The organism is Streptomyces sp. WMMC500, from assembly GCF_027497195.1.
In the GTDB taxonomy this organism is placed as follows: domain Bacteria; phylum Actinomycetota; class Actinomycetes; order Streptomycetales; family Streptomycetaceae; genus Streptomyces.
Genome location: NZ_CP114905.1, coordinates 7,859,891 through 7,884,919, shown reverse-complemented (window position 1 = coordinate 7,884,919; position 25,029 = coordinate 7,859,891). Strand labels below are relative to the sequence as shown.

Below are 25,029 nucleotides of genomic sequence, written 5' to 3'. Positions count from 1 at the left end.
GCCGTGCCCCGCCGGCCAGGTGGCGGGCCGGCGGGGATGGAGGGCGGGGGCTCGGGGCTCGGGGGCTGCGGCTAGCGGGTGCGGGCCGCGGTGAGGTGCCCGGCGTGTTCCTGGAGGGAGCGCACCCCCACCTCACCGCGGGTCAGCGCCTCGATGCCCTGGACGGCGGCGGCCAGCGCCTGGACGGTCGTCAGGCACGGCACCCCGCGGGCGACGGCGGCGGTGCGGATGTCGTAGCCGTCGAGCCGGCCGCCGGTGCCGTACGGGGTGTTGACGATGAGGTCGACGGCGCCGTCGTGGATCAGTTGCACGATCGTCCGCTCGCCGTCGGGACCCGGGCCCTCGGAGTGCTTGCGCACGACGGTCGCGTCGATGCCGTTGCGCCGGAGCACCTCGGCGGTGCCGGAGGTGGCCAGCAGCTCGAAGCCGTGCTGGACCAGCTCGCGGGCCGGGAAGACCATCGAGCGCTTGTCGCGGTTGGCGACCGAGACGAACGCCCGGCCGCGGGTGGGCAGCGCCCCGTACGCGGCGGCCTGCGACTTGGCGTACGCGGTGCCGAAGACGCCGTCGATGCCCATGACCTCGCCGGTGGAGCGCATCTCCGGGCCGAGCACGGTGTCGACGCCCCGGCCGCGGATGTCGCGGAAGCGCGTCCACGGCAGCACGGCCTCCTTCACCGAGATCGGCGCGTCCAGCGGCAGCGTGCCGCCGTCGCCGGTGGCCGGCAGCATGCCCTCCGCGCGCAGTTCGGCGACGGTGGCGCCGAGCGAGATGCGGGCGGCGGCCTTGGCCAGCGGCACGGCGGTGGCCTTGGAAGTGAAGGGGACGGTGCGCGAGGCCCGCGGGTTGGCCTCCAGCACGTACAGGATGTCCCCGGCCAGCGCGAACTGGATGTTGATCAGCCCGCGCACGCCGACGCCGCGCGCGATGGCCTCGGTGGAGGCGCGCAGCCGCTTGATGTCGTGCCCGCCGAGGGTGATGGGGGGCAGCGCGCAGGCGGAGTCGCCGGAGTGGATGCCCGCTTCCTCGATGTGCTCCATGACGCCGCCGAGGTACAGCTCCCGGCCGTCGTAGAGCGCGTCGACGTCGATCTCGATGGTGTCGTCGAGGAACCGGTCGACGAGCACGGGGTGTGCGGAGATGAGCCCGGCGTGCCGCTCCAGGTACGCGGCCAGCGACGGCTCGTCGTAGACGATCTCCATGCCCCGGCCGCCGAGCACGTACGACGGGCGCACCATGACCGGGTAGCCGATCCCGGCGGCGATCGTCTTGGCCTCATCGAAGGAGAACGCGGTGCCGTACTTGGGCGCCGGCAGCCCCGCCTCGGCGAGCACGCGGCCGAACGCGCCGCGGTCCTCGGCGGCGTGGATCGCCTCGGGCGAGGTGCCCACGACGGGCACGCCGTTGTCCTTCAGCGCCTGCGCGAGCCGCAGCGGGGTCTGCCCGCCCAACTGGACGAGGACGCCCGCGACCGGGCCCGCCTGGGTCTCGGCGTGCACGATCTCCAGCACGTCCTCCAGCGTCAGCGGCTCGAAGTACAGCCGGTCGGAGGTGTCGTAGTCGGTGGAGACGGTCTCCGGGTTGCAGTTGACCATCACGGTCTCGTAGCCCGCCTCGCCGAGGGCGAAGGAGGCGTGGACGCAGGAGTAGTCGAACTCGATGCCCTGGCCGATGCGGTTGGGACCGGAGCCGAGGATGATCACCGCGGGGCGCTCGCGCGGGGCGACCTCGGTCTCCTCGTCATACGAGGAGTAGAGGTACGGGGTGCGCGCGGCGAACTCGGCGGCGCAGGTGTCGACCGTCTTGTACACCGGGCGTACGCCCAGCGCGTGCCGCACCTCGCGCACCACGTCCTCGCGCAGCCCGCGCACGCCGGCGATCTGGGCGTCGGAGAAGCCGTGCCGCTTGGCGTGGGCGAGGAGTTCCGGGTCGAGGTGGTCGGCGGCGGCCAGCTCGTCGGCGACTTCCTTGATCAGGAAGAACTGGTCGACGAACCAGGGGTCGATCCGCGTCGCCTCGTGCACCTCCTCCCGAGCGGCGCCGGCCCGGATGGCGGCCATCACGGTGTTCAGCCGGCCGTCCGTGGGCACGGCGGCCTTCGCGAGCAGCGCGGCCTTCTCACCGGGGGCCGGCGGCGGGCCGGAGAAGTCGAACGGGGCGTCCCGCTTCTCGACCGACCTGAGCGCCTTGTTCAACGCCTCGGTGAAGTTGCGGCCGATGGCCATGGCCTCGCCGACCGACTTCATCGTGGTGGTGAGCGTCGCGTCCGCGGCCGGGAACTTCTCGAAGGCGAAGCGGGGCACCTTCACGACCACGTAGTCGAGCGTGGGCTCGAAGGACGCGGGGGTCTCGCGGGTGATGTCGTTGGGGATCTCGTCCAGGGTGTAGCCCACGGCCAGCTTCGCGGCGATCTTGGCGATCGGGAAGCCGGTGGCCTTGGAGGCCAGCGCCGAGGAGCGCGAGACGCGCGGGTTCATCTCGATGACGACGATCCGGCCGTCCGCCGGGTCGACGGCGAACTGGATGTTGCAGCCGCCGGTGTCGACGCCGACCTCGCGGATGACGGCGATGCCGATGTCGCGCAGGATCTGGTACTCACGGTCGGTGAGCGTCATCGAGGGCGCGACCGTCACGGAGTCGCCGGTGTGCACGCCCATGGGGTCGAGGTTCTCGATGGAACAGACGACCACGACGTTGTCGTGCTTGTCGCGCATCAGCTCCAGCTCGTACTCCTTCCACCCGAGGATGGACTCCTCCAGCAGCACCTCGGTCGTCGGCGAGAGCGCGAGCCCCTGGCCGGCGATGCGGCGCAGCTCCTCCTCGTCGTGCGCGAAGCCGGAGCCGGCACCGCCCATGGTGAAGGAGGGGCGCACGACCACGGGGTAGCCGCCGAGCCCGTCGACGCCGGCCAGCACCTCGTCCATGGAGTGGCAGATCACCGACCGGGCGGACTCGCCGTGCCCGGTCTTGCGGCGGACCTCGGCGACGACCTCCTTGAACAGCTCGCGGTCCTCGCCCTTCTGGATGGCCTCGACGTTGGCGCCGATCAGCTCCACGCCGTACTTCTCCAGCACGCCGGAATCGTGCAGCGAGACCGCGGTGTTGAGCGCGGTCTGCCCGCCGAGGGTGGGCAGCAGGGCGTCCGGGCGCTCCCGGGCGATGATCTTCTCGACGAACTCGGGGGTGATCGGCTCGACGTACGTGGCGTCGGCGATCTCCGGATCGGTCATGATCGTCGCCGGGTTGGAGTTGACGAGCACGACGCGCAGGCCCTCGGCCCGGAGCACGCGGCACGCCTGGGTGCCGGAGTAGTCGAACTCGGCGGCCTGGCCGATGACGATCGGGCCTGAGCCGATGAGCAGGACGGACCGGATGTCGGTGCGCTTAGGCACGCTGGGCTCCCTGTTCTGCCTGTGCGGCCTGTTGCGCGTGATCTGCCATGAGCTGGACGAAGCGGTCGAAGAGATACGCCGCGTCGTGCGGCCCGGCGGCGGCCTCGGGGTGGTACTGGACGGAGAACGCCGGCCGGTCCAGCAGCCGGAGGCCCTCGACGACCTGGTCGTTGAGGCACACGTGGCTGACCTCGGCGCGCCCGTACGGGGTGTCGGCGACCGCGTCGAGGGGGGCGTCGACGGCGAAGCCGTGGTTGTGCGCGGTGACCTCGACGCGGCCGGTGGTGCGGTCCTGGACGGGCTGGTTGATGCCCCGGTGGCCGTACTTCAGCTTGTACGTGCCGAAGCCGAGCGCGCGGCCGAGGAGCTGGTTGCCGAAGCAGATGCCGAACAGCGGCGTGCCGCGCTCCAGCACCGCGCGGACCACGGTGAGGTCGGCGGCGGCCGGGTCGCCGGGGCCGTTGGAGAGGAACACGCCGTCGGGCCGGACGGCGTAGACCTCCTCGACCGTGGCGGTGGCGGGCAGCACGTGCACCTCGATGCCGCGCTCGGCCATGCGCCGCGGCGTCATGCCCTTGATGCCGAGGTCGAGCGCGGCGACGGTGAAGCGCTTCGCGCCGGCCGCGGGGACGACGTACGGCTCGGCGGTGGCGACCTCGGGCGCGAGGTCGGCGCCCGTCATCTGCTCCTGCACCCGCACCCGGGCGACCATCCCGTCCGGGTCGGTGACCCGGTCGCCGGAGAAGATGCCGACGCGCATGGCGCCGCGCTCGCGCAGGTGCCGGGTGAGCGCGCGGGTGTCGACGCCGGAGATGCCGACGACGCCCTGGCGGCGCAGCTCCTCGTCGAGGGAGCGGGTGGCGCGCCAACTGGAGGGGACGCGGGCGGGGTCGCGCACGACGTAGCCGGAGACCCAGATGCGGGCGGACTCGGCGTCCTCGTCGTTGACGCCGGTGTTGCCGACGTGCGGGGCGGTCATGACGACGACCTGGCGGTGGTACGAGGGGTCGGTCAGGGTCTCCTGGTAGCCGGTCATGCCGGTGGAGAACACGGCTTCGCCGAACGTCTCCCCCGTCGCTCCGTAGGCGCGGCCGCGGAAGCTGCGGCCGTCTTCGAGGACGAGTACGGCCGGGCTCCCTTGGCCGCGACGGGTTGCGGTCATCGTGCGCCTTCCGTGGTGGTGCTGTCTGCGGTGCTCGCGGCGTCGGCGGCGGGAGCGTTCTCGGCGGGGGGCGCGCCGAGCGCCGCCACCCAGGCGGTGTGCTCGGCGGCGCGGTCGGAGCGGAAGCCGGAGTCGTACGCGGCGCCGTCGTGTTCCCAGGTGATCACCAGCAGCCCGCCCTCGGTGAGGACCTTGCCGGCGATTCCCTTGTCGAGCCGGGCGCCGCGCAGGTGCGCGGCGGGGACGAAGAAGTCCGTGGCCCCCGGGCGCACCACCTCCAGGCCCTGCTCGGTGAGGGTCAGCTCGACGCGGCTGCGCACGCCCAGGCCGTGGGCGACGATGCGCTCCAGCCACTGCCCGGCGACGGTGGTGCCGTGGTAGCGGCCGGTCAGCTCCAGCCGCACCGCGCCGGGTTCTTCGGGAATCCGGGGCAGGTCCGGAATGCCGGACTGGAGCAGGCCGCGCCACTTCCAGCCCTCGCGCATCAGCCAGTAGACGAGCGCGATGAACAGGATCAGGCCGACGATCCAGCCGATGCGCGCCGCCCAGTCGGTCACCGGCTGCGACTGCCGCTCGTCGGCGAGCAGGGTGGCGAACCTCATGCCGGCTCACCCCCGGCGAGGGTGGCCCGGCCGCGCAGGAACGTGTGCGTGACCCGGCCGGGCAGCTCGCGCCCAGCGTAGGGGGTGTTACGGCTGCGGGAGACGAAGGTGTGCGGATCCACCCGACCACGGTAGGCGGGATCGAGCAGGGTGAGGTTGGCGGGCTCGCCGGGGGCGACGGGGCGGCCGTGCCCGTCGAGGCGGCCGATGGCGGCGGGGCGGAAGGACATCCGGTCGGCGACGCCCGACCAGTCGAGCAGGCCGGTGTCGACCATCGTCTGCTGGACGACGGACAGCGCCGTCTCCAGGCCGACCATGCCCATGGCGGCGGCGGCCCACTCGCAGTCCTTGTCCTCCTGCGGGTGCGGGGCGTGGTCGGTGGCGACGCAGTCGATGGTGCCGTCGGCCAGCGCCTCGCGCAGCGCGCGTACGTCGGTCTCGGTGCGCAGCGGCGGGTTGACCTTGTAGACGGGGTCGTAGGACCGGACCAGCTCGTCGGTGAGCAGCAGGTGATGGGGCGTGACCTCGGCGGTGACGCGCCAGCCCTTGGACTTCGCCCAGCGCACGATCTCCACCGAACCGGCGGTGGACAGGTGGCAGACGTGCACCCGGGAGTCCACGTGGGCGGCGAGCAGCACGTCCCGGGCGATGACCGACTCCTCGGCGGCGGCGGGCCAGCCGCCGAGGCCCAGCTCGGCGGAGACGACGCCCTCGTTCATCTGGGCGCCCTCGGTCAGCCGCGGCTCCTGCGCGTGCTGCGCGACGACGCCGTCGAACGCCTTCACGTACTCCAGCGCCCGGCGCATGATCACGGCGTCGTCCACGCACTTGCCGTCGTCGGAGAAGACCACGACGCCGGCCGCCGACTCGTGCATGGCGCCCAGCTCGGCGAGCTTCTTGCCCTCCAGCCCCACGGTGACGGCGCCGACCGGCTGCACGTCGCAGTAGCCGGACTCGCGGCCGAGCCGCCAGACCTGCTCGACGACGCCGGCGGTGTCGGCGACGGGGAAGGTGTTGGCCATCGCGTGGACGGCGGTGAAGCCGCCCTTCGCGGCCGCGCGGGTGCCGGTCAGGACGGTCTCGGAGTCCTCGCGGCCGGGCTCGCGCAGGTGGGTGTGGAGGTCGACCAGGCCCGGCAGCAGGATGTGCCCCGCGGCCTCGACCACCTCGGCGTCCCCGGCCGGCAGCGCCGTGCCGGCCTCGCCGACCTCGGCGATCGTCTCGCCGTCGATCAGGACGTCCCGGGCCTCGCCGCCGAGTACCTGCGCGCCGCGGATCAGGATCTTGCTCATCGGTCGGTCTCCTCGGTGCGTGCGGTGGTCGGGGCGGGCGCGGCGGTCGTGCCCGCGGTGGTGCCGGTGGCGGGTGCCTCTCCCGGTGCGCCGCCGAGCAGCAGGTAGAGCACGGCCATGCGGATGGAGACGCCGTTGGTGACCTGCTCGACCGCGGTGCAGCGGGGCGAGTCGGCGACCTCGGCGGTGATCTCCATGCCGCGGTTCATCGGGCCCGGGTGCATGACGAGGGCGTGCCCGGGCGTGCGCGCCAGCCGGTCGCCGTTGAGGCCGTAGCGGCGGGCGTACTCGCGCTCGGTGGGGAAGAACGCGGCGTTCATGCGCTCGCGCTGCACCCGCAGCATCATCACGCCGTCGGACTTCGGCAGCACGGCGTCCAGGTCGTACGAGACCTCGCACGGCCAGCTCTCCACGCCGACCGGCACCAGGGTGGGCGGGGCGACGAGGGTGACCTCGGCGCCGAGGGTGTGCAGCAGCAGCACGTTCGAGCGGGCGACCCGGCTGTGCAGGATGTCGCCGACGACCGTGATCCGGCGGCCGTCGAGCCCGCCGCCGGTGCCGGGCGCGAGGTGGCGGCGCATGGTGAAGGCGTCGAGGAGCGCCTGCGTGGGGTGCTCGTGGGTGCCGTCGCCCGCGTTGACGACGGAGCCGTTGATCCAGCCGGAGGTGGCGAGCCGGTGCGGGGCACCGGAGTCGTGGTGGCGGATGACGACGGCGTCGGCGCCCATGGCCTCCAGGGTCAGGGCGGTGTCCTTCAGCGACTCGCCCTTGGAGACGGACGAGCCCTTGGCGGAGAAGTTGATGACGTCGGCGGAGAGCCGCTTGGCGGCGGCCTCGAAGGAGATGCGGGTGCGGGTGGAGTCCTCGTAGAAGAGGTTGACCACCGTGCGGCCGCGCAGGGTCGGCAGCTTCTTGATGGGCCGGTCCGCGATCCGGGCCAGTTCCTCGGCGGTGTCGAGGATCAGCACGGCGTCGTCGCGGGACAGGTCGGCGGCCGAGATGAGATGGCGCTTCACTGGGTGCTCCGGTGTGTCGTGGGTACGGCGGCGGGTGGCGCGCCGCGGCTCGCGGGGGCGTACGCCCCCGGCGGCCGGCGGGGCGGGGCGGGCGTCCTACTTGGAGCCGAGCAGCACGGCGTCGCGGCCGTCCTCCTCGGTGAGCTGGACGCGGACCGTCTCCCGCAGCGACGTGGGGAGGTTCTTGCCGACGTAGTCGGCGCGGATGGGCAGCTCGCGGTGGCCGCGGTCGACGAGGACGGCGAGCTGGACCGCCCGCGGTCTGCCGATGTCGTTCAGCGCGTCGAGCGCCGCGCGGATCGTGCGGCCGGAGAAGAGCACGTCGTCCACGAGCACCACCAGCCGGCCGTCGATCCCCTCCGCGGGGATGTCCGTGCGCGCCAGCGCGCGGGGCGGGCCCAGGCGCAGATCGTCGCGGTACATCGTGATGTCGAGCGAGCCGACGCCCGACTGGCCGAACTTCCTGCCGGTGATCTCTTCGAGCTTCGCGGCGAGCCGGTGGCCGAGCCACACGCCGCGGGTCGGAATGCCCAGGAGCACCACGTCGGGGGCGCCTTTGGTGCGCTCCACGATCTCGTGCGCGATGCGGGTCAGCACCCGCTGGATGTCCGGCGCCTCCAGAACGGGCCGCGCCGGGTCAGGGCCGTGCGTGTCCATACGGAAAGGACCCCCTTCCCCGCCTCACAGGACGGGCGTTAAAGGACGTCAGGTCCCCTCTACCGTAACAGCGCGGTCGGACACCACCGCCGCCGGGCCTCGCCGCTCCGCCACCGCCCCCGTGCCACCCTCATGGGTGGCGGCCGGATGAATCTTCCGCTTGACGAAGCCAAGTTACGCTGCGTAACCTCACAGTGAGTTACCAGACTGTCGTCCGGGGAGCCATATGTCCAGCGAATACGCCAAACAGCTCGGGGCCAAGCTCCGGGGCATCCGTACCCAGCAGGGCCTCTCACTGCACGGCGTGGAGGAGAAGTCCCAGGGGCGCTGGAAGGCCGTCGTCGTCGGGTCGTACGAGCGCGGGGACCGTGCGGTCACCGTGCAGCGGCTGGCCGAGCTGGCGGACTTCTACGGGGTGCCGGTCCAGGAGCTTCTCCCGGGTTCGGCGCCCGGCGGGGCGGCGGAGCCGCCGCCGAAGCTCGTGCTGGACCTGGAGCGCCTGGCCCAGATCCCCGCCGAGAAGGCGGGCCCGCTGCAGCGCTATGCCGCCACGATCCAGAGCCAGCGCGGGGACTACAACGGCAAGGTCCTCTCGATCCGCCAGGACGACCTGCGCACCCTCGCGGTGATCTACGACCAGTCGCCGTCGGTGCTGACCGAGCAGCTCATCGGCTGGGGCGTCCTGGACGCCGACGCCCGCCGCGCCGTCGTGGTGCACGAGGACGCCTGACCCGCGCCTCACCTGCAGAAACGTACCGCCGTCGGCGGAACGGGCCCCGCGGGGGGTCCGCTCCGCCGGCGGCGGTGTGCGTCGAAGGCGCGCGTCGGGCGCCGCGGCTAGCCGGCCTCCGGCCCGGTGGCGTCCGGCACGTCCGCGTCCGGCACCCGCGGCTCCGGTGCGGCGGCCCCGCTCGGGCCGTCCGGCCCCGCCTCCCCGGGCTCACCCGCTCCGCCGTCCCGGCGCAGCCGCGGCTTCAGCTCCTGCAGCCGGCCCAGCAGGCCGTTGACGAAGCCCGGCGAGTCGTCCGTGGAGAACTCCTTGGTGAGCTGCACCGCCTCGTCGATCGCCACCGCGTCCGGCGTCTCGTCCTCCCAGATCAGCTCGTACGCCCCCAGCCGCAGGATGCTGCGGTCCACGACCGGCATCCGGTCCAGGGTCCAGCCGACCGAGTACGAGCCCAGCAGCTCGTCGATGCGGGCGGCGTGCGCCGCGTACCCCTCGACCAGCCGCCGCGTGAAGTCGCCGACCGGCGGCTGCCGCGGGTCGGTCCGGGCCAGCCGGATCCAGTCCTCCAGCACCTGTCCCGCGGGCGCGCCGCGCTGGTCGGACTCGAAGATGATCTGGAACGCGCGCTTGCGAGCCGTGTTCCGTGCGGCCACGTCAGCCGCTCACGCGGCCGAGGTACTCGCCGGAGCGGGTGTCGACCTTGATCTTCTCGCCGGTGGTGATGAACAGCGGGACCTGGATGGAGAAGCCGGTCTCCAGCTCGGCCGGCTTGGTGCCGCCGGTGGAGCGGTCGCCCTGCACGCCCGGGTCGGTCTGCGCGATGGTCAGCTCGACGGCCGCGGGCAGCTCGACGTACAGCGGCGTGCCCTCGTGCAGCGCCACGGTCGTGTCGAAGCCCTCCAGCAGGTAGTTGGCGGTGTCGCCGACGGTCTTGGGGTCGACGTGGAGCTGGTCGTACGTCTCCATGTCCATGAAGACGAAGTACTCGCCGTCCTTGTACGAGTACTGCATGTCCCTGCGGTCGACGTTGGCCGTCTCGACCTTCACCCCGGCGTTGAACGTCTTGTCGACGGTCTTGCCGGAGAGCACGTTCTTCAGCTTCGTGCGGACGAATGCAGGGCCCTTGCCGGGCTTGACGTGCTGGAACTCGACGACGGACCAGAGCTGGTCGCCGTCGAGCTTGAGCACCAAGCCGTTCTTGAGGTCGTTCGTGGTGGCCACGTCGCGAAATCTCCTGGACTGCGTGGACGACCGAGGAGGCCCGGATTCGCCATCGACCCGGCCGGGGTCAGAGCGCGAGCAGTTCCTTGGTCGTGATGGTGAGTAGCTCGGGACCGCCGTCCGCAGGCGAGCGGACGACGAGCGTGTCGTCGATCCGGACCCCGCCCCGGCCGGGGAGATGGACTCCCGGCTCGACGGTGACCGGCACACGAGCGTCCAGTTTACCCATCGCCCCGGGGCCGAGCCGCGGGTCCTCGTCGATTTCGAGTCCCACCCCGTGGCCGGTGCACGGCCCGACGCCGTCGCCGTGTCCTGCCGCGGTGAGCACCTGGCGCGAAGCCCGGTCCACCTCGCGGTACTCCGCGCCCGGCGTCAGCGCCTCCCGGCCGGCCCGCTGCGCGGCGAAGACCAGGTCGTACAGCTCGATCTGCCAGTCGTCGGGGGCGGTGCCGACGACGAAGGTGCGGCCGATCTCGCAGCGGTAGCCGCGGTAGCGCGCACCCAGGCAGACGGTGAGGAAGTCGCCCTCCTCGACCCGCCGGTCGGTCGGCACGTGCCCCGCGCGGCCGGCGTGCGGCCCGGTGCCGACGGCGGTGGGGAACGCCGGGCCCTCGGCGCCGTGGTCGACGAGACGCCGCTCCAGCTCCAGCGCCAGGTGCCGTTCCGTGCGGCCGACGAGGATGGACTCCAGCAGCTCGCCGAGCGCCTGGTCGCCGATCTCGGCGGCGATCCGCAGGCACGCGATCTCCTCGTCGTCCTTGACGAGCCGCTGCTGCTCCACGGCGCGGGACAGGTCGGTCAGCGCGAGCCGGGGCGCGACGGAGGCCAGGGCGCGGTGCCTGGCCACGGTCAGGTGGTGCTCCTCGACGGCCAGCGCGGTGGCGCCGCCGGCGGCGGCGAGCCCCGTGGCCGCGACGGCGGCGTCCCCCTCGGGGCCGCCGAGGGCGTGGACGCGCAGGTCGTCGGGCTGCGGAGCGCCGACGGGGTCCTGCGCGGGGTCGCCGGGCCGTACGAGCATGTCCTCGCCGGTCCCGAGCAGCAGCACCGCGCCGGGCGGGGCGCAGCCGGTGAGGTAGGTGATGTTCGCCGGCCTGGAGACGAGCACGGCGTCGCTGCCGGCCGCCTCGCAGTGAGAGCGCAGCCGGGTACGGCGGGCAGCGTGCACCTCGGGCATGATCCGAGCCTAGGGCTGCCCGGAGCGCGGGGCCGCCGGAGCGCGTCCGTACGGGCACGTGCCCGGGGCCGTACGCGGCGGGGGCGTACGCCCGCGGCGGGGCGGTCCGGCCGGCGGGCCGCTCAGTCGCCGGGCGAGCCCGCGGGCCGGGGGCTACCAGGCCGGGGGGCTGGCCAGGCTGCGCCCGACGACGTCGTCGAGCATCCGGACGGTCGCGGGCACGTCGTGGCGCGAGTTGTCGATGATCGGCAGGCCGGAGCCGTACCAGCCGGCCATCCTGCCGTGGATGCGGGCGACCTCCTCGTCCGCGAGCCGCCGGTTGCCGGTGCGCGCGGCGTTGCGGGCGAGAACGGACTCCAGGCCCGGCAGCAGCACCACGGGCAGCAGCCCGGGGCCGACGTGCCGCTTCCAGCCGCCGAGGCCGACAACGGGGCGGTCGGGGAAGACGGCGTCGTCGAGGATGCAGGAGATGCCGTTGGCCAGATAGTTGCGGGCGGCGAAGCCGCAGGTGCGGCGGGCCAGCCGGTACTGCGCCTCGGAGTGGTCGGTCCAGCCGGCCTGCGGGTCGGCGAAGCCGGCGCGCACCCACTCGCGTACGTCGTCGAGGCTTATGTGCGCGGTCGGCGCCCTGCGGGTGTCCGCCCAGTGCCGCGCCACCGTGGTCTTACCGGCCCCGGCAGGGCCGATGAGGAGCACCGCCACCGTCGGTGGCGGTGCGCCGTGCGGCATGGGTGCGGGCGGCGGGCTCGGCAGGGTCACGGGGCCGCCGACCGGGAGCTTCAGATGGCCGGTCGTCTCCACCGCGTCCTGCGGCCCGGCCGCCGGCGGCGGGCCGCCCGGCCCAGGTCTGCCCCGGGGCGGCTGCGGAACCCCCACTGCGTGCTGCATCCCCTGCACCCTCGCTCTGTGACCCGTCACGTACCGGCACCCGGCTGGTCATGGCCGTACCGCGGTCCGCGGCTGTCCTAGCCCCGCACGGTACCCGCACGACCCGCCATGGTGGGAACGATCCTGCCAGGAGCCCCGCGCGGACCTAGTCCCAGGTGTGCTTTCCGCCGATGAGCAGGGTGTGCTCCAGCACGTCCTCCATCGGGTCGTCGATCTGCCCGGTGCGCAGGAGCGCGAAGCTCGACCCGTTCGAGACGTTGCCGCCGTTGTAATGCTCGTCGGCGGTCGCGACCCCCGCCTGCAACCCCACGCCCGCCGGCGCCGCGACCATCGCGACCGCCACCCGCGCCCATACGCGCATCGTGTTTCTCCTCGTCGTCGGTGGGTCGGAGTGCTTCCGACCGGGACCGGACGGTCCCTCCTTCCTATCCGCGGGAGGGCCGGTGAGGTTACGCCTTCGTACCGAGGAGAAGATCCGTGACTCCGATGGCGGAGGGCGCGGGCTCAGGACGCAACCGCGCCCTGCGCCAGCGCGCGCAGCGCCAGCAGGTAGGAGCCGATGCCGAAGCCCGCGATCGTGCCGGAGGCCACCGCGGCGATCACGGAGGTGTGCCGGAACTCCTCGCGGGCGTGCGGGTTGGAGATGTGCACCTCGATCAGCGGCGCCGTGCGCTGCGCCGCCGCGTCGCGCATCCCGTACGAGTAGTGCGTGAAGGCGCCCGGGTTGATCACCACGGGCAGCCGGCCGTCCGCGGCCTCGTGCAGCCAGCGGATCATCTCGCCCTCGTCGTTGGTCTCCCGCACCTCGACCTCGAAGCCCAGCTCCTTGCCGAGCGCGGTGCACTGCTCGACGAGGCCCGCGTAGGACGTGGCGCCGTAGACGTCGGGCTCGCGGGAGCCGAGGCGGCCGAGGTTCGGCCCGTTGAGCACCAGCACGCGCGTCATCCGGCCGCCTCCTCGCCGCCCGCGGCGATCTCGGCGTGCGCGGCGAGCAGCATCGCCGGGTCGGGGCCCTCCAGCACGGCCGGCTTCGCCAGCCCGTCCAGGACGATGAAGCGCAGCAGGTCGCCGCGGGTCTTCTTGTCCACCTTCATCGTCTGCAGCAGCCTGGGCCACTGGTCGCCGCGGTACGTCACGGGCAGCCCGACGGCGCGCAGCACCGCGCGGTGCCGGTCGGCGGTGGCGTCGTCGAGGCGGCCGGCGATCCGGCCCAGCTCGGCGGCGAAGACCATGCCGACGGAGACGGCCGCGCCGTGCCGCCACTTGTAGCGCTCGTTCTTCTCGATCGCGTGGCCGAGGGTGTGCCCGTAGTTGAGGATCTCCCTGAGGCCCGACTCCTTCAGATCCGCCGAGACCACCTCGGCCTTGACCCGGATCGCGCGCTCGACCAGCTCCGCGGTGTGCGGCCCGGCGGGGCTGCGGGCGCCCTCGGGGTCGGCCTCGATGAGCTCCAGGATCGCCGGGTCGGCGATGAAGCCGGCCTTGATGACCTCGGCGAGGCCGGAGACGTAGTCGTGGACGCCCAGGGAGTCCAGCGCGGCGAGGTCGCACAGCACCCCGGCCGGCGGGTGGAACGCGCCGACGAGGTTCTTGCCCTCCGCGGTGTTGATGCCGGTCTTGCCGCCGACCGCGGCGTCCACCATGCCCAGCACGGTCGTCGGCACCGCCACCCAGCGCACGCCGCGCAGCCAGCTCGCGGCGACGAACCCGGCGAGGTCGGTGGTGGCGCCGCCGCCGACGCCGACGACGGCGTCGCTGCGGGTGAAGCCGGACTGGCCGAGGGCACGCCAGCAGTAGGCGGCCACCTCGGCGGTCTTGGCCTCCTCGGCGTTCGGCACCTGGATGACGACGGCCTCGTACCCGTCGCCGCCCGCCAGGTCCGCGCGCAGCGCCTCGCCGGTCTCGGCCAGGGCCTCCGGCACGATGACGGCGACGCGCCTGGCCCGCTCGCCGATCAGCCGCGGCAGCTCGCCGAGCAACTGCCGCCCGACGACGGCCTCGTACGGCTCCGTGCCGGCGGTGCCGCCGATGTGGATGCGGGTGACCTCGGCCCCTTCGGCGCTCGGTGTCATGCGGGGTGGCTCTCCAATGCTGCGAGTACGAGCTCGGCGACCTCGTCCGGCGTGCGGCCGGCGGTGGTGACGGTCGCGCGGGCGACCTCGGTGTAGTGGGGGCGGCGCTGTTCCATCAGGGTGCGCCACTGCTGGCGCGGGTTGACGGCCAGCAGCGGGCGGGGGGCGTCGAGGCCGACGCGCTTGACGGCGTCGGCCATCTCGACGTCGAGGAAGACGACGGGGTGGACGGCGAGCAGCTCGCGGGTGCCGGGGTCCATGACGGCGCCGCCGCCGAGGGCCAGCACGCCGGGGTGCTCGGCGAGCGCGGCGCGCACCGCGGCGCGCTCCAGGGCGCGGAAGGCGGGCTCGCCGTCGTCGTAGAAGATGTCGGGGATGGGCTTGCCCGCGGCCCTCTCAATGTCCTCGTCGGTGTCGCGGACGGTGGTGCCGAGCCGGGCGGCGAGCACGGCGCCGACGGTGGACTTGCCGGCGCCGGGCGGGCCGACGAGCACGACGGCGGGGCCGGCCGTACGTCCTGCGGGCGCGGGGGTGTCGGGGCGCTCACGGCCCTCGGTGCTGCTGGTCATCGGATCGCCAGGTTCTCCAGGTAGCCGCGGACGTTGCGGGCGGTCTCCGTGACGCTGTCGCCGCCGAACTTCTCCGCCACCGCGTCGGCCAGCACCAGCGCCACCATCGCCTCCGCCACGATGCCCGCGGCGGGCACGGCGCAGACGTCGGAGCGCTGGTGGTGCGCCTTGGTGGCCTCGCCGGTGGCGACGTCCACGGTGGCCAGCGCGCGGGGCACGGTCGCGATGGGCTTCATCGCGGCACGCACGCGCAGGCGCTCGCCGGTGCTCAGCCCGCCCTCGGTGCCGCCGGAGCGGCCGGAGGAGCGGCGGATGCCGTCGTCGGTGCCGACGATCTCGTCGTGGGCCTGCGAGCCGGGGACGCGGGCCAGCGCGAAGCCGTCGCCCAGCTCGACGCCCTTGATGGCCTGGATGCCCATGAGCGCCCCGGCCAGCCGGGAGTCCAGCCGGCGGTCCCAGTGCACGTGCGAGCCGAGGCCGACCGGCACGCCGTACGCGACGACCTCGACGACGCCGCCGAGGGTGTCGCCGTCCTTGTGGGCCTGGTCGATCTCGGCGACCATCGCCTTGCTCGCGTCCGCGTCCAGGCAGCGCACCGGGTCGGCGTCCAGTTGCGCCACGTCGGCGGGGGCGGGGACGCTGCCGTAGGGGGCGCGGGCGCCGCCCAGCTCCACGACGTGCGAGACGATCTCGATGCCGGCGGTCTCCTTCAGGTACGAGCGGGCCACGGCGCCCAGCGCGACCCGGGCCGCGGTCTCGCGGGCCGAGGCGCGCTCCAGCACCGGGCGGGCCTCGTCGAAGCCGTACTTCTGCATGCCGGCGAGGTCGGCGTGGCCCGGGCGGGGGCGGGTCAGCGGGGCGTTGCGGGCGATGCCCGCCAGCTCGGCCGGGTCCACCGGATCGGCGGCCATGACCTTCTCCCACTTGGGCCACTCGGTGTTCCCGATCATGACCGCGACCGGGGAGCCGAGGGTGAGCCCGTGGCGTACGCCGCCGATGAAGGCGACCTCGTCGCGCTCGAACTTCATCCGCGCCCCGCGGCCGTACCCCAGCCGGCGGCGGGCGAGGTGGTCGGCGATCAGGTCGGTGGTGACGGGCACCCCCGCGGGGAGGCCCTCCAGCGTCGCGACGAGTGCCGGGCCGTGCGATTCCCCTGCGGTGAGCCAGCGCAACCTGCTCAACGGTGCTCCCTTACGAGTGCGAAGTCCTCGCCCCGATCCTCGCACGCTCCGGGCCCCGTACCCGCCCGGGTCCACGGAATGGACGGGGGAACCGGCAGACTCCTGCCCCCTCGGGAGCCCGCCGCCGGGCGCCGGGCGCCGCGGTCAGAGCGTACGGGCGCGGAGCGCGGCCTCGCCGGCCTCCCGCATGGCCGCCAGCGGGGCCCGGGCGGCGCCCGTCATCTGCTCCACCTGCAGCACCGCCTGGTGCACCAGCAGGTCGAGACCTCCGACGACCGTCCCGCCACGCGCGGCCCACGCGCCGGCGAGCGGCGTGGGCCACGGCTCGTACAGCACGTCGAAGAGCGCGCCGGGGCGCTCCGGCACCCCGGCCGCGAGCTCGTCGGTGGCGCCGGCCGGGGTGGTGGCGACGACGAGCGGGGCGTCGAAGGCGGCGGCGGCCCCGGACCAGTCCGCACAGATCACCGAAACGCCGAGGCGCTCACCCCACTGCTCCATCTCCGTCGCGCGGGCGGCGGAGCGTACGTACGCCGTGACCTCCCCGGAGCAGACGGCGGCGAGGGCGGCGAGCGCGGAGGAGGCGGTGGCGCCGGCGCCGAGGACGGCGGCGCGCTCGACCTTCTCGATGCCGCGCTCGCGCAGCGCCGCGGCGATCCCCGGGATGTCGGTGTTGTCGCCGAAGCGGCGGCCGTCGTCGCGCAGGACGACGGTGTTGACGGCCTCGACGGACCGGGCGGTGGCGCTGACCTCGTCGACCAGCGGGATCGCCGCGCGCTTGAGCGGCATGGTCAGCGACAGCCCGGCCCACTCCCCCGGCGTCAGGCTGTCGAGGAAGGCGGCGAGCTGCTTCTCGTCCACCTCGTAGCGGCCGTACGTCCAGCCCGTCAGGCCGAGATCGTCGTAGGCGGCGCGGTGCAGCACCGGCGACAGGGAGTGGGCGATGGGCGAGCCGAGCACGGCCGCACGCCGCGGCCCTTCCCTCACTCGTCCTCCTCCTTGCGCTGGTTCTCGTTGAACTCCTCGACGTTGCGGTCGTGTTCTTCCTTGCTGGCGGTGAAGCGCGTCTCGCCCGGCTTGACGGTGACGAAGTACAGCCAGTCGCCCTGGGTCGGGGCGAGGGCCGCCTCGATGGCGCGCTCGCTGGGGTTGTCGATGGGCCCGGGCGGCAGGCCGGCGTGGAGGTACGTGTTGTACGGGGAGTCGAACTGCGTGTCCTGGTTGGAGATGTCGAGGTTCGACTCGCCCTTGGCGTAGTTGATGGTGGAGTCGAACTGCAGCATGCCGTTGGTGGCGGTGTTGTCCGGCTTCAGGCGGTTGTAGATGACCCGCGAGACCTTGCCGAACTCCTCCTTCGACTGCCCCTCCGCCTCGATGAGGCTGGCGATGGTGAGGACCTCGTACGGGGTCTGCCCCACCTTCTCCGCCTTGTCCTCCAGGCCCAGCTCCGTGTACTTGGCGTTGGCGCGCTCGACCATCTCGCGCAGCACCTTCTTGGGGTCGGTGCCCTCGGCGGCGGAGTAGTTCGACGGCCACAGGAAGCCCTCGGGGTTGCCCTCCGCCCAGTCGGGCAGGCCGAGGTCGCCCTTCTCGGCGACCTTGGCGGTGGTGTCCTCCTCCAGCCCCAGGTGCTCGTCGATCATCGCGTAGACGGCGGTGGCGCGCCGGCCCTCGGGGACGACGAGGGCGTTGGCGGCCTCCGGGCTCATCATCATCTCGACGGCGGCCTCGCCGGACATTTCCTTGTGCAGCGTGTACGCGCCGGGGTGCAGGGTCTCCGTGCCGGCGGCGTCGATGAACGCCTGGACGCTCTTGACCACGCCCTTTTCCTTGAGGATGTTCCCCATCTGCGTGACGGTCGCGCCCTCGGGGATCTCCACGGTCACGTTGCCCTGGCCCTCGCCCGCGTAGTCGGGGGCGGCGCCGAAGCGGTCGCTCCAGAAGTTGTAGCCGACGTAGCCGAGGCCGCCGAGGCCGCCGGCCAGCACGAGGGCGATGACGAGGCAGGCGCACCCGTTGCGGCGCTTGGCGCCGCGCCGGTCGCGGCCGGCGCTCCGGCCGCCGCTTCGGCGGCCGTCGCGGGGGCCGTCGTGGCGGCCGTCGTCGAAGTCGTCGTCGCCGCCGCCGTCGAAGAAGGGGTGGTCGTCGCGCTCGGGCGGGCGGGAGGCGGGGTCCCAGTCCTCGCGGCCGTCGGGGCGGCGGCGGCCCTGGGCCGGGTGGGGGGGCGGCTGCTGCTGGTGCGGCGGCTGCCGGTGGCCGGGCTGCTGGTGGTGCGGGTGCGGCTGCTGGTGACCCGGCTGCTGCGGCGGCTGCGGGCGGCGCGGGTGCGGGTTCGGCGGCGGGTAGGCGTCCGGTGTGCCGTAGTAGTCGGGCTGCGGCACGGGGGCGGCGTAGGGGTCGGCCAGCGGCATCCCGCCGCCGGTGGTGTCCCAGTTGCCGGGGTACTGCGGCTGCTGGCCCGAGTCCCAGGAGGACTGCGGCTGATGCGGGTAGTGCTGCTGCGGCTGCTGCCCCCCGTAGTGGTGGTGCCCGGTGCCGGGCTGCCCTCCCTGCCAGTCCTGCTGCCCGCCGTAAAGGCCGTCGTCGGGCTGCCAGGGTTGGGAGCCGGGGTTTTGGCCGTAGTCAGTCATCAGTCCCCTATGCCGCGTGGCCGCCGGTGCGTTTATACGACGGGTGCCGTGTCCGCGCGGAACGTTACCGTATCGCGATCACATAGCCACTTCGACGCTCTCGCCCGGCGCGACCCCCGACGCCCGTTCGGCTTCGAGCGCACTCTGGAGGATGACGACGGCCGCCACCTGGTCGACCACCGGTCGGCCCTTGCGGCTCGACCTCCCGGCCGCACGCAGGTTCTGAGCGGCCGTCACCGTGGACATCCGTTCGTCGACGAGCCGCACGGGCACGGGGTGGACGCGGCGCGCCAGCTTCTCGGCGAAGCCGCGGACCTTGGCCGCGGCCGGGCCCTCGCCGCCGTGCAGCGAGCGCGGCAGGCCGACGAGCACCTCCAGCGGCTCGTACTCCTCGGTGAGCGCGGCCAGCCTGCGGTACGCCGCCGGCAGGTCCCGGCCCGGCACGGTCTCCACGGGCGTGGCCAGGATCCCGTCGGGGTCGCAGGACGCGACCCCGATCCTGGCGTCGCCGACGTCCACCGCGAGCCGGCGCCCGCGGCGGATCATCCGGTCCTCCGGCGGCTGCCGCGCATCAGGCGGCGGCCTCCGCGACGCCCCGCTCCACCGCGGCCACGGCCTCGCCGACGGCCTGCGGGTCCTGCCCGCCGCCCTGGGCGATGTCGGGCTTGCCGCCGCCTCCGCCGCCGAGCGCCTTGGCGGCCGTACGCACCAGGTCGCCGGCCTTCAGGCCGCGCTCGCGGGCGGCCTCGTTGGTGGCGATCACGGTGACGGGGCGGGCGCCCGCGACGGAGAAGAGCGCCACGACGGCCGGCCGGTCGCCGGGGATCCGGCCCCGTACGTCCAGGACGAGCTTGCGCAGGTCCTCGGCGGCGGTGCCGTCCGGCACCCGGGCGGCGACGAGCGCGACGCCGCGCACGTCCCTGGCGCCCTCGGCGAGGCCGGCGGCGGCCTGCAGCACCTTCTCGGCGCGGAACTTCTCGATCTCCTTCTCCGCGTCCTTCAGCCGGGCGAGCATGCCGGAGATCCGCTCGGGCAGTTCCTCCGGGCGGCCCTTCAGCAGCTCGGTGAGCTGGTGGACCACGGTGTGCTCGCGGGCGAGGAAGTGGTAGGCGTCCACGCCGACCAGGGCCTCCACCCGGCGCACGCCGGCGCCGATGGAGGACTCACCGAGCAGCTTGACCAGGCCGAGCTGGGCGGTGTTGTGCACGTGCGTGCCACCGCACAGCTCCTTGGAGAAGTCGCCGATGGTGACGACGCGGACCCGGTCGCCGTACTTCTCGCCGAACTCGGCCAGGGCGCCCTGCTTCTTGGCGTCCTGCATCGACATGACCTCGGCGTGTACGTCGAGTTCGCGGGCCAGCACTTCGTTGATCTTCTGCTCGACGTCGCCCAGGACGCCGCTCGGTACGGCGGCGGGGGCGCCGAAGTCGAAGCGGAAGCGGCCCGGGGCGTTCTCGGAGCCGGCCTGCGCGGCGGTCGGGCCGAGGGCGTCGCGCAGCGCCTGGTGGGTGAGGTGGGTGGCGCTGTGGGCGCGGGCGATGGCGCGGCGCCGGCTCACGTCGATGGCGGCCTGCGCGGGCTCGCCGACGGTCACCTCGCCGACCTGGACGACGCCCTTGTGCACGCTGACGCCCGGCACGGGCTGCTGCACGTCGCGCACCTCGACCACGGCGCCGGAGCCGAGCCGGATCCGGCCGGTGTCGGCGAGCTGGCCGCCGCCTTCCGCGTAGAAGGGGGTGCGGTCGAGGATGACCTCGACCTCGTCGCCCTCGGTGGCGGCGGGCGAGGCCACGCCGCCGACCAGCAGGCCGACGACGGTGGACTCGGTGTCGGTGTGGCTGTAGCCGGTGAACTCGGTGGCGCCGGCGGAGTCGGCGACCTCGCGGTACGCGGACAGGTCGGCGTGGCCGGTCTTCTTGGCGGCGGCGTCGGCCTTGGCCCGCTCCCGCTGCTCCTTCATCAGCCGCCGGAAGCCGTCCTCGTCGACCGTCAGGCCCTGCTCGCCGGCCATCTCCAGGGTGAGGTCGATCGGGAAGCCCCAGGTGTCGTGGAGCAGGAACGCCTTGTCGCCGGGGAGCACGCCGGAGCCGGCGGCCCGGGCCTCGGTGACGGCGGTGTCCAGCACGTTGGTGCCGGCCTTGAGGGTCTTGAGGAAGCGGGCCTCCTCGGCGAGCGCGACGGACTCGATGCGCTTGCGGTCGGCGACCAGCTCCGGGTACTGCTCGCCCATGGTGCGGATGACGACGTCGACCAGCTCGCCGACGACGGGGCGGTCGGCGCCGAGCAGCTTCATGTTGCGTACGGCGCGGCGCATGATGCGGCGCAGCACGTAGCCCCGGCCCTCGTTGCCGGGGGTGACGCCGTCGCCGATGAGCATGACGGAGGCGCGCATGTGGTCGGAGACGACGCGCAGCGAGACGTCCGAGTGCTCGGCGGCGCCGTAGCGCACGCCGGTCAGCTCCTCGGCCTTGTCGATGACGGCGCGCGAAGTGTCGATCTCGTACATGTTGTGCACGTCCTGCAGGATCATCGCCAGCCGTTCGAGGCCGAGTCCGGTGTCGATGTTCTGCTGGGGCAGGTCGCCGAGGATGGGGTAGTCCTTGCCCTTGCCGGGGCCGCGCACGTACTGCATGAAGACCAGGTTCCAGATCTCCACGTAGCGCTCGCCGTTGACGGCGGGGCCGCCCGCCTCGCCGAACCCGGGGCCGCGGTCGTAGTTGACCTCGGAGCAGGGGCCGCAGGGACCGGGCACGCCCATGTCCCAGTAGTTCTCCTCCTTGCCCAGGCGCTGGATGCGCTCCGGGGGCACGCCGACCACCTCGCGCCAGATGCGCTCGGCCTCGTCGTCGTCCTCGTAGACCGTGATCCACAGGCGCTCGGGGTCCAGGCCGTAACCCCCCGCGTCCTGCGGGCTGGTGAGCAGCTCCCAGGCGAGGGTGGCGGCGCCCTCCTTGAAGTAGTCCCCGAAGGAGAAGTTGCCGCACATCTGGAAGAACGTGCCGTGCCGGGTGGTCTTGCCGACCTCGTCGATGTCCGGGGTGCGGATGCACTTCTGCACGCTGGTGGCGCGCTTGTACGGCGGGGTGGCCTCGCCGAGGAAGTACGGCTTGAAGGGGACCATGCCCGCGTTGATGAGGAGCAGCGTGGGGTCGTCGGCGATCAGCGACGCCGACGGCACGACGGTGTGCCCACGCTCTTCGAAGAAGCGCAGCCAGCGGCGGCGGATTTCGGCCGACTCCATCAGTGGTCCTCTTTCAGGTTGCGATTGCGGTGGTACCGGTTGCGGTCGTCGGGCCGGCGCCGGGCGGCCTTCCGGTCGAGCTGTGCCTTGGCGCGCTGTCCCGGCAGTTCGGCGGGGCGGCTGCGGGGGCTGAGCCCGAGGGCGTCGTTGAGCTGGTCCTCGCGCTCGGCCATCGCGGCGCGCACGTCCCGGGCGAAGAGCAGGGCGCGGCGGCCGGTGTCGACGGCGCGGTTCGCGGCCGTGGCGGCGATGCTCTCGGGGGAGACGTGGCGCATCGCGCGCTGCGCCCTGAGGGTGGCCCAGACGCCGGTGGCGGCACCGGTCGTGAACCAGAAGGTCCGACGGAACATGCTGCTCAGCCCTTTCTGCGCCTGGCGGAAAAGCCCCGGCGGGCGGCGGGCACCCGGGCGGTCGCGGCGGGCGCGCCGGCCGGGCCGCCGACCGAGCCGCCGACGATCACCTCGCCGCCGTCCGCCGCCGCGCCGCGGTCCCGGCCGAGCGCGCGGCGCACCCCGTACCCGAACGCGGCCACCTTCACCAGGGGGCCGCCGAAGGCGGTGGAGACGGTGGAGGACAGGGCCGAGGCGTTGGCCGTGACCTCCTGGACGTCGGCGGCGATGGCGTCGACCCGCGCGAGCTGGGTGTGGGCCGAGCGGACCGTGGCGCCGGCCTCCGCGAGAAGCGGGACGGCCTCCTCGGTCACGCGCGTGACCAACTCGCCCGCGGCGCGGAGCGTCCGGGCGAGCCGGAAGAGTGCCACGGCCAGGAACGAGACCAGGATGGCCCAGAAGACGGCCACGAGGATGCCGGCCACCTCTCCACCGGACACGATGCACCGCTCCTTCAGGGCTGCTCGCCGGGCGAGTCGACGGGGTGTTGCGCTGCCAGGGCAGGCTCCGACCCTATCGCGCCGCACCGACGGCGCCGTACCGGATTAGCGCCCGTGCACAGGGGAGTTGCGCGAGCGGATTGTACGTTGCGCATACTTCCGGGTACGCACCGTGCAGCCCGCCCGCGCGGCCGGGCGGTCAGCGGGCGTAGTACTCCACGACGAGCTGCTCGTCGCAGATGACGGGGATCTCGCGGCGGTTGGGCTCCCGGTCCAGCCGGAAGGCGAGCGCCGGCAGGTTGACCTCCAGGTAGCGGGGGGTCTCGCCGTCCGGGGCGTAGCCGCCCTCGCGCGCGACCTGGAAGGGGTACTTCTCACGGCTGCGCTCGCGGACCGTCACCACGTCCTCCGGGCGGACCCGGAAGGACGGCCGGTCGACCTTGCGGCCGTTGACCGCGATGTGGCCGTGGACGACCATCTGCCGGGACTGGTAGACGGTCCGGGCCAGGCCCGCGCGCAGGACCAGCGCGTCCAGGCGGCGCTCCAGCTCGACGATCAGCGCCTCGCCCGTCTTGCCCTGCACCTTGCTGGCACGCTCGTACGCCCGCACGAGCTGGCGCTCGCTGATGTCGTACTGCGCGCGCAGCCGCTGCTTCTCCAGCAGCCGGACCTTGTAGTCGCTGGTCTGCTTGCGACCGCGGCCGTGCATGCCGGGCGGGTAGGGGCGCGCCTCGAAGTACTTGGCGGCCTTCGGGGTGAGCGGGATGCCGAGGGCCCGCGACTTGCGGACCTTGGGGCGCGGCTGGTTCACGCTGTTCCGTCCTCGTTGAGAAAGTTAGGCAAGGCTTACCTTAAGCGATTTCGCGCTGCCGGTGTGCTACCTCTTCGGGTAACACGCTCGCGAATCCGGGCATTCCCGGCGGCCGGGCACCGTGATCCGCGTCACCGGGACGCCGGCCGCCCGCGCTCCGCGCGTCAGTTGCGCTCGTCGCCCCGTCCCGGGCCGTCCTGACCCCCGCCCGCCAGCCGCTCGCGCACCCGCTCGACCACCTCGGCGTACCGCGCCTCCGCGCCGTACCGCGTCGGCTCGTAGTACCGCCGGCCCGCCAGGGCGTCCGGGGCGTACTGCTGGGCGGCGATGGCGCCGGGGACGTCGTGCGGGTACACGTACCCCTGCGCGTGCCCCAGCTTCTCCGCGCCCTTGTAGTGCCCGTCCCGCAGATGCGCGGGCACCGGGCCCGCCCTGCCCGCCCGTACGTCGTCCATCGCGGCGCCGACGGCCTTCGTCACCGCGTTGGACTTCGGGGCCAGCGCGAGCGCCACCGTGGCGTGCGCCAGCGTCAGCGCCGCCTCCGGGAAGCCGATCATGGCCACGGCCTGGGCCGCGGCGACCGCCGTCTGCAGCGCCGAGGAGTCGGCGAGCCCGATGTCCTCGCTGGCGGAGATCATCAGCCGCCGGGCGATGAACCGCGGGTCCTCACCGGCCTCGATCATGCGCGCCAGATAGTGCAGCGCCGCGTCCACGTCCGAGCCGCGCACGGACTTGATCAGGGCGCTGGCCACGTCGTAGTGCTGGTCGCCGTCCCGGTCGTACGCCACGGCGGCGCGGTCCACCGCCGCCTCCAGCGTCGGCAGCGACACCTCCGCCTCGCCCTGCGCCAGCGCCGCCCCCGCCGCCGCCTCCAGCGCCGTGAGCGCCCGGCGCGCGTCGCCGCCGGCGATGCGCAGCAGGTGCTCCTCGGAGTCCTCCGGGAGCGTCACCGCGCCGCCGAGCCCGCGCTCGGCGGCGACCGCCCGGTGCAGCAGCCCGCGCACGTCGTCGTCGGTGAGGGGCTCCAGCGTGAGCAGCAGCGAGCGGGAGAGCAGCGGGGAGATGACCGAGAAGTACGGATTCTCCGTGGTGGCCGCGATCAGCGTCACCCAGCGGTTCTCGACCGCGGGCAGCAGCGAGTCCTGCTGGGCCTTGCTGAAGCGGTGGATCTCGTCGAGGAAGAGGACGGTCTCCTTGCCGTACCCCCCGGCGGCGCGGCGGGCGCCCTCGATGACCGCGCGGACCTCCTTGACGCCGGCGGTGATCGCGGACAGCTCCACGAAGCGCTTCTGCGTGGCCTGGCTGACCACGTACGCCAGGGTGGTCTTGCCGGTGCCGGGCGGGCCCCACAGCAGCACGGACGCCGGGCCCGCAGGACCTCCGGCGCCCTCGCCGACGAGCCGGCGCAGCGGCGCGCCGGGCCTCAGCAGGTGCTGCTGCCCCACGACCTCGTCGAGGGTGCGCGGGCGCATCCGGACGGCCAGCGGGGAGCTGCCGGGATCCTTCTCCTGGCGCTCCTCGGCCGCGGCGGTGAACAGGTCGGGCTCCACGCATTCGACCCTATGCCA

Annotated in this window: 23 protein-coding genes and 1 pseudogene; 1 reads left to right on the top strand and 23 read right to left on the bottom strand. The window is 73.6% G+C overall.

Going from position 1 to position 25,029, the window contains the following annotated elements; genetic code table 11:
* Positions 1 to 71: 71 nt before the first annotated feature.
* From carB to pyrR, 6 genes are all read right to left on the bottom strand, one after another.
* Positions 72 to 3,392: a carbamoyl-phosphate synthase large subunit gene (carB, locus tag O7599_RS34060; protein ID WP_281619451.1), complete on the bottom strand. Its 3,321-nt coding sequence runs from the start codon at positions 3,390 to 3,392 to the stop codon at positions 72 to 74.
* Positions 3,385 to 4,554, bottom strand: a complete 1,170-nt coding sequence (gene carA, locus O7599_RS34055) for a glutamine-hydrolyzing carbamoyl-phosphate synthase small subunit (protein WP_281619450.1) — start codon at positions 4,552 to 4,554, stop codon at positions 3,385 to 3,387. Before carA ends, carB begins: the two co-directional genes overlap by 8 nt.
* Positions 4,551 to 5,156: a hypothetical protein gene (locus tag O7599_RS34050; RefSeq protein WP_281619449.1), complete on the bottom strand. Its 606-nt coding sequence runs from the start codon at positions 5,154 to 5,156 to the stop codon at positions 4,551 to 4,553. Before O7599_RS34050 ends, carA begins: the two co-directional genes overlap by 4 nt.
* Positions 5,153 to 6,448 carry a dihydroorotase gene (locus O7599_RS34045; RefSeq protein ID WP_281619448.1) on the bottom strand — a complete coding sequence of 432 codons (1,296 nt, stop codon included), beginning with the start codon at positions 6,446 to 6,448 and terminating at the stop codon, positions 5,153 to 5,155. The genes O7599_RS34050 and O7599_RS34045 overlap by 4 nt, the downstream gene beginning before the upstream one ends.
* Positions 6,445 to 7,464: an aspartate carbamoyltransferase catalytic subunit gene (locus tag O7599_RS34040; protein ID WP_281619447.1), complete on the bottom strand. Its 1,020-nt coding sequence runs from the start codon at positions 7,462 to 7,464 to the stop codon at positions 6,445 to 6,447. The genes O7599_RS34045 and O7599_RS34040 overlap by 4 nt, the downstream gene beginning before the upstream one ends.
* A gap of 96 nt (positions 7,465 to 7,560) precedes the next feature.
* Entirely contained in the window at positions 7,561 to 8,121 is a 561-nt protein-coding gene (pyrR, locus tag O7599_RS34035) for a bifunctional pyr operon transcriptional regulator/uracil phosphoribosyltransferase PyrR (RefSeq protein ID WP_281619446.1), read from the bottom strand.
* A 226-nt stretch (positions 8,122 to 8,347) separates the two neighbouring features.
* On the opposite strand from pyrR, the gene O7599_RS34030 reads away from it, so the two are divergent.
* Complete coding sequence (locus O7599_RS34030; protein ID WP_018836716.1) at positions 8,348 to 8,851, top strand: transcriptional regulator; 504 nt, start codon at positions 8,348 to 8,350, stop codon at positions 8,849 to 8,851.
* A gap of 224 nt (positions 8,852 to 9,075) precedes the next feature.
* Here the strand turns inward: O7599_RS34030 and nusB are convergent.
* The 17 genes and pseudogenes from nusB to O7599_RS33945 form a co-directional block, all read right to left on the bottom strand.
* Positions 9,076 to 9,501 (bottom strand): annotated as a pseudogene (gene nusB, locus O7599_RS34025) (transcription antitermination factor NusB); the annotation flags it as partial.
* Position 9,502: 1 nt separating this feature from the next.
* Positions 9,503 to 10,069 carry an elongation factor P gene (efp, locus tag O7599_RS34020; protein ID WP_281619445.1) on the bottom strand — a complete coding sequence of 189 codons (567 nt, stop codon included), beginning with the start codon at positions 10,067 to 10,069 and terminating at the stop codon, positions 9,503 to 9,505.
* 67 nt (positions 10,070 to 10,136) lie between these two features.
* Positions 10,137 to 11,243 carry a M24 family metallopeptidase gene (locus tag O7599_RS34015; RefSeq protein WP_281619444.1) on the bottom strand — a complete coding sequence of 369 codons (1,107 nt, stop codon included), beginning with the start codon at positions 11,241 to 11,243 and terminating at the stop codon, positions 10,137 to 10,139.
* A 153-nt stretch (positions 11,244 to 11,396) separates the two neighbouring features.
* Positions 11,397 to 12,131: an AAA family ATPase gene (locus O7599_RS34010; RefSeq protein WP_281619443.1), complete on the bottom strand. Its 735-nt coding sequence runs from the start codon at positions 12,129 to 12,131 to the stop codon at positions 11,397 to 11,399.
* A 145-nt stretch (positions 12,132 to 12,276) separates the two neighbouring features.
* On the bottom strand, positions 12,277 to 12,492 hold the full coding sequence (locus O7599_RS34005; protein WP_281619442.1) for a hypothetical protein: 216 nt from the start codon (positions 12,490 to 12,492) through the stop codon (positions 12,277 to 12,279).
* Positions 12,493 to 12,635: 143 nt separating this feature from the next.
* Positions 12,636 to 13,076, bottom strand: a complete 441-nt coding sequence (gene aroQ / locus O7599_RS34000) for a type II 3-dehydroquinate dehydratase (protein WP_281619441.1) — start codon at positions 13,074 to 13,076, stop codon at positions 12,636 to 12,638.
* Positions 13,073 to 14,203: a 3-dehydroquinate synthase gene (gene aroB, locus O7599_RS33995; protein ID WP_281619440.1), complete on the bottom strand. Its 1,131-nt coding sequence runs from the start codon at positions 14,201 to 14,203 to the stop codon at positions 13,073 to 13,075. The genes aroQ and aroB overlap by 4 nt, the downstream gene beginning before the upstream one ends.
* Positions 14,200 to 14,772 (bottom strand): shikimate kinase, encoded by a 573-nt coding sequence (locus O7599_RS33990; protein ID WP_281619439.1) that lies wholly within the window; start codon positions 14,770 to 14,772, stop codon positions 14,200 to 14,202. The genes aroB and O7599_RS33990 overlap by 4 nt, the downstream gene beginning before the upstream one ends.
* Positions 14,769 to 15,953 (bottom strand): chorismate synthase, encoded by a 1,185-nt coding sequence (aroC, locus tag O7599_RS33985; RefSeq protein WP_281619438.1) that lies wholly within the window; start codon positions 15,951 to 15,953, stop codon positions 14,769 to 14,771. The genes O7599_RS33990 and aroC overlap by 4 nt, the downstream gene beginning before the upstream one ends.
* A 144-nt stretch (positions 15,954 to 16,097) precedes the next feature.
* A complete protein-coding gene (locus O7599_RS33980) occupies positions 16,098 to 16,937 on the bottom strand; it encodes a shikimate dehydrogenase (protein WP_281619437.1) in 840 nt (279 codons plus the stop codon).
* The gene (mltG, locus tag O7599_RS33975; RefSeq protein WP_281619436.1) at positions 16,934 to 18,580 is read right to left on the bottom strand and encodes an endolytic transglycosylase MltG; all 1,647 of its coding nucleotides are present in this window, start codon (positions 18,578 to 18,580) and stop codon (positions 16,934 to 16,936) included. Before mltG ends, O7599_RS33980 begins: the two co-directional genes overlap by 4 nt.
* Positions 18,581 to 18,658: 78 nt before the next feature.
* Positions 18,659 to 19,126: a Holliday junction resolvase RuvX gene (gene ruvX, locus O7599_RS33970; protein WP_281619435.1), complete on the bottom strand. Its 468-nt coding sequence runs from the start codon at positions 19,124 to 19,126 to the stop codon at positions 18,659 to 18,661.
* Between the two features lie 25 nt (positions 19,127 to 19,151).
* On the bottom strand, positions 19,152 to 21,821 hold the full coding sequence (alaS, locus tag O7599_RS33965) for an alanine--tRNA ligase (RefSeq protein WP_281619434.1): 2,670 nt from the start codon (positions 21,819 to 21,821) through the stop codon (positions 19,152 to 19,154).
* A complete protein-coding gene (locus O7599_RS33960; RefSeq protein ID WP_281619433.1) occupies positions 21,821 to 22,171 on the bottom strand; it encodes a DUF6167 family protein in 351 nt (116 codons plus the stop codon). The genes alaS and O7599_RS33960 overlap by 1 nt, the downstream gene beginning before the upstream one ends.
* Before the next feature lie 5 nt (positions 22,172 to 22,176).
* A complete protein-coding gene (locus O7599_RS33955) occupies positions 22,177 to 22,650 on the bottom strand; it encodes a DUF948 domain-containing protein (RefSeq protein ID WP_281619432.1) in 474 nt (157 codons plus the stop codon).
* Positions 22,651 to 22,849: 199 nt separating this feature from the next.
* Positions 22,850 to 23,461: a 30S ribosomal protein S4 gene (gene rpsD, locus O7599_RS33950; RefSeq protein ID WP_281619431.1), complete on the bottom strand. Its 612-nt coding sequence runs from the start codon at positions 23,459 to 23,461 to the stop codon at positions 22,850 to 22,852.
* Positions 23,462 to 23,625: 164 nt separating this feature from the next.
* Positions 23,626 to 25,011 (bottom strand): replication-associated recombination protein A, encoded by a 1,386-nt coding sequence (locus O7599_RS33945; protein ID WP_281619430.1) that lies wholly within the window; start codon positions 25,009 to 25,011, stop codon positions 23,626 to 23,628.
* Between the last annotated feature and the right edge of the window lie 18 nt (positions 25,012 to 25,029).

Excerpts from the sequence above, each read along its gene's own strand:
- O7599_RS34010 (WP_281619443.1), bottom strand. The coding sequence starts at position 12,131 with ATGCAGCACGCAGTGGGGGTTCCGCAGCCGCCCCGGGGCAGACCTGGG.
- alaS (WP_281619434.1), bottom strand. The coding sequence starts at position 21,821 with ATGGAGTCGGCCGAAATCCGCCGCCGCTGGCTGCGCTTCTTCGAAGAG.
- O7599_RS34015 (WP_281619444.1), bottom strand. The coding sequence starts at position 11,243 with ATGCCCGAGGTGCACGCTGCCCGCCGTACCCGGCTGCGCTCTCACTGC.
- aroQ (WP_281619441.1), bottom strand. The coding sequence starts at position 13,076 with ATGACGCGCGTGCTGGTGCTCAACGGGCCGAACCTCGGCCGCCTCGGC.
- O7599_RS34030 (WP_018836716.1), top strand. The coding sequence starts at position 8,348 with ATGTCCAGCGAATACGCCAAACAGCTCGGGGCCAAGCTCCGGGGCATC.
- O7599_RS33960 (WP_281619433.1), bottom strand. The coding sequence starts at position 22,171 with ATGTTCCGTCGGACCTTCTGGTTCACGACCGGTGCCGCCACCGGCGTC.
- mltG (WP_281619436.1), bottom strand. The coding sequence starts at position 18,580 with ATGACTGACTACGGCCAAAACCCCGGCTCCCAACCCTGGCAGCCCGAC.
- carA (WP_281619450.1), bottom strand. The coding sequence starts at position 4,554 with ATGACCGCAACCCGTCGCGGCCAAGGGAGCCCGGCCGTACTCGTCCTC.
- ruvX (WP_281619435.1), bottom strand. The coding sequence starts at position 19,126 with ATGATCCGCCGCGGGCGCCGGCTCGCGGTGGACGTCGGCGACGCCAGG.
- aroB (WP_281619440.1), bottom strand. The coding sequence starts at position 14,203 with ATGACACCGAGCGCCGAAGGGGCCGAGGTCACCCGCATCCACATCGGC.
- O7599_RS34005 (WP_281619442.1), bottom strand. The coding sequence starts at position 12,492 with ATGCGCGTATGGGCGCGGGTGGCGGTCGCGATGGTCGCGGCGCCGGCG.
- pyrR (WP_281619446.1), bottom strand. The coding sequence starts at position 8,121 with ATGGACACGCACGGCCCTGACCCGGCGCGGCCCGTTCTGGAGGCGCCG.
- O7599_RS34050 (WP_281619449.1), bottom strand. The coding sequence starts at position 5,156 with ATGAGGTTCGCCACCCTGCTCGCCGACGAGCGGCAGTCGCAGCCGGTG.
- O7599_RS33990 (WP_281619439.1), bottom strand. The coding sequence starts at position 14,772 with ATGACCAGCAGCACCGAGGGCCGTGAGCGCCCCGACACCCCCGCGCCC.
- O7599_RS34045 (WP_281619448.1), bottom strand. The coding sequence starts at position 6,448 with ATGAGCAAGATCCTGATCCGCGGCGCGCAGGTACTCGGCGGCGAGGCC.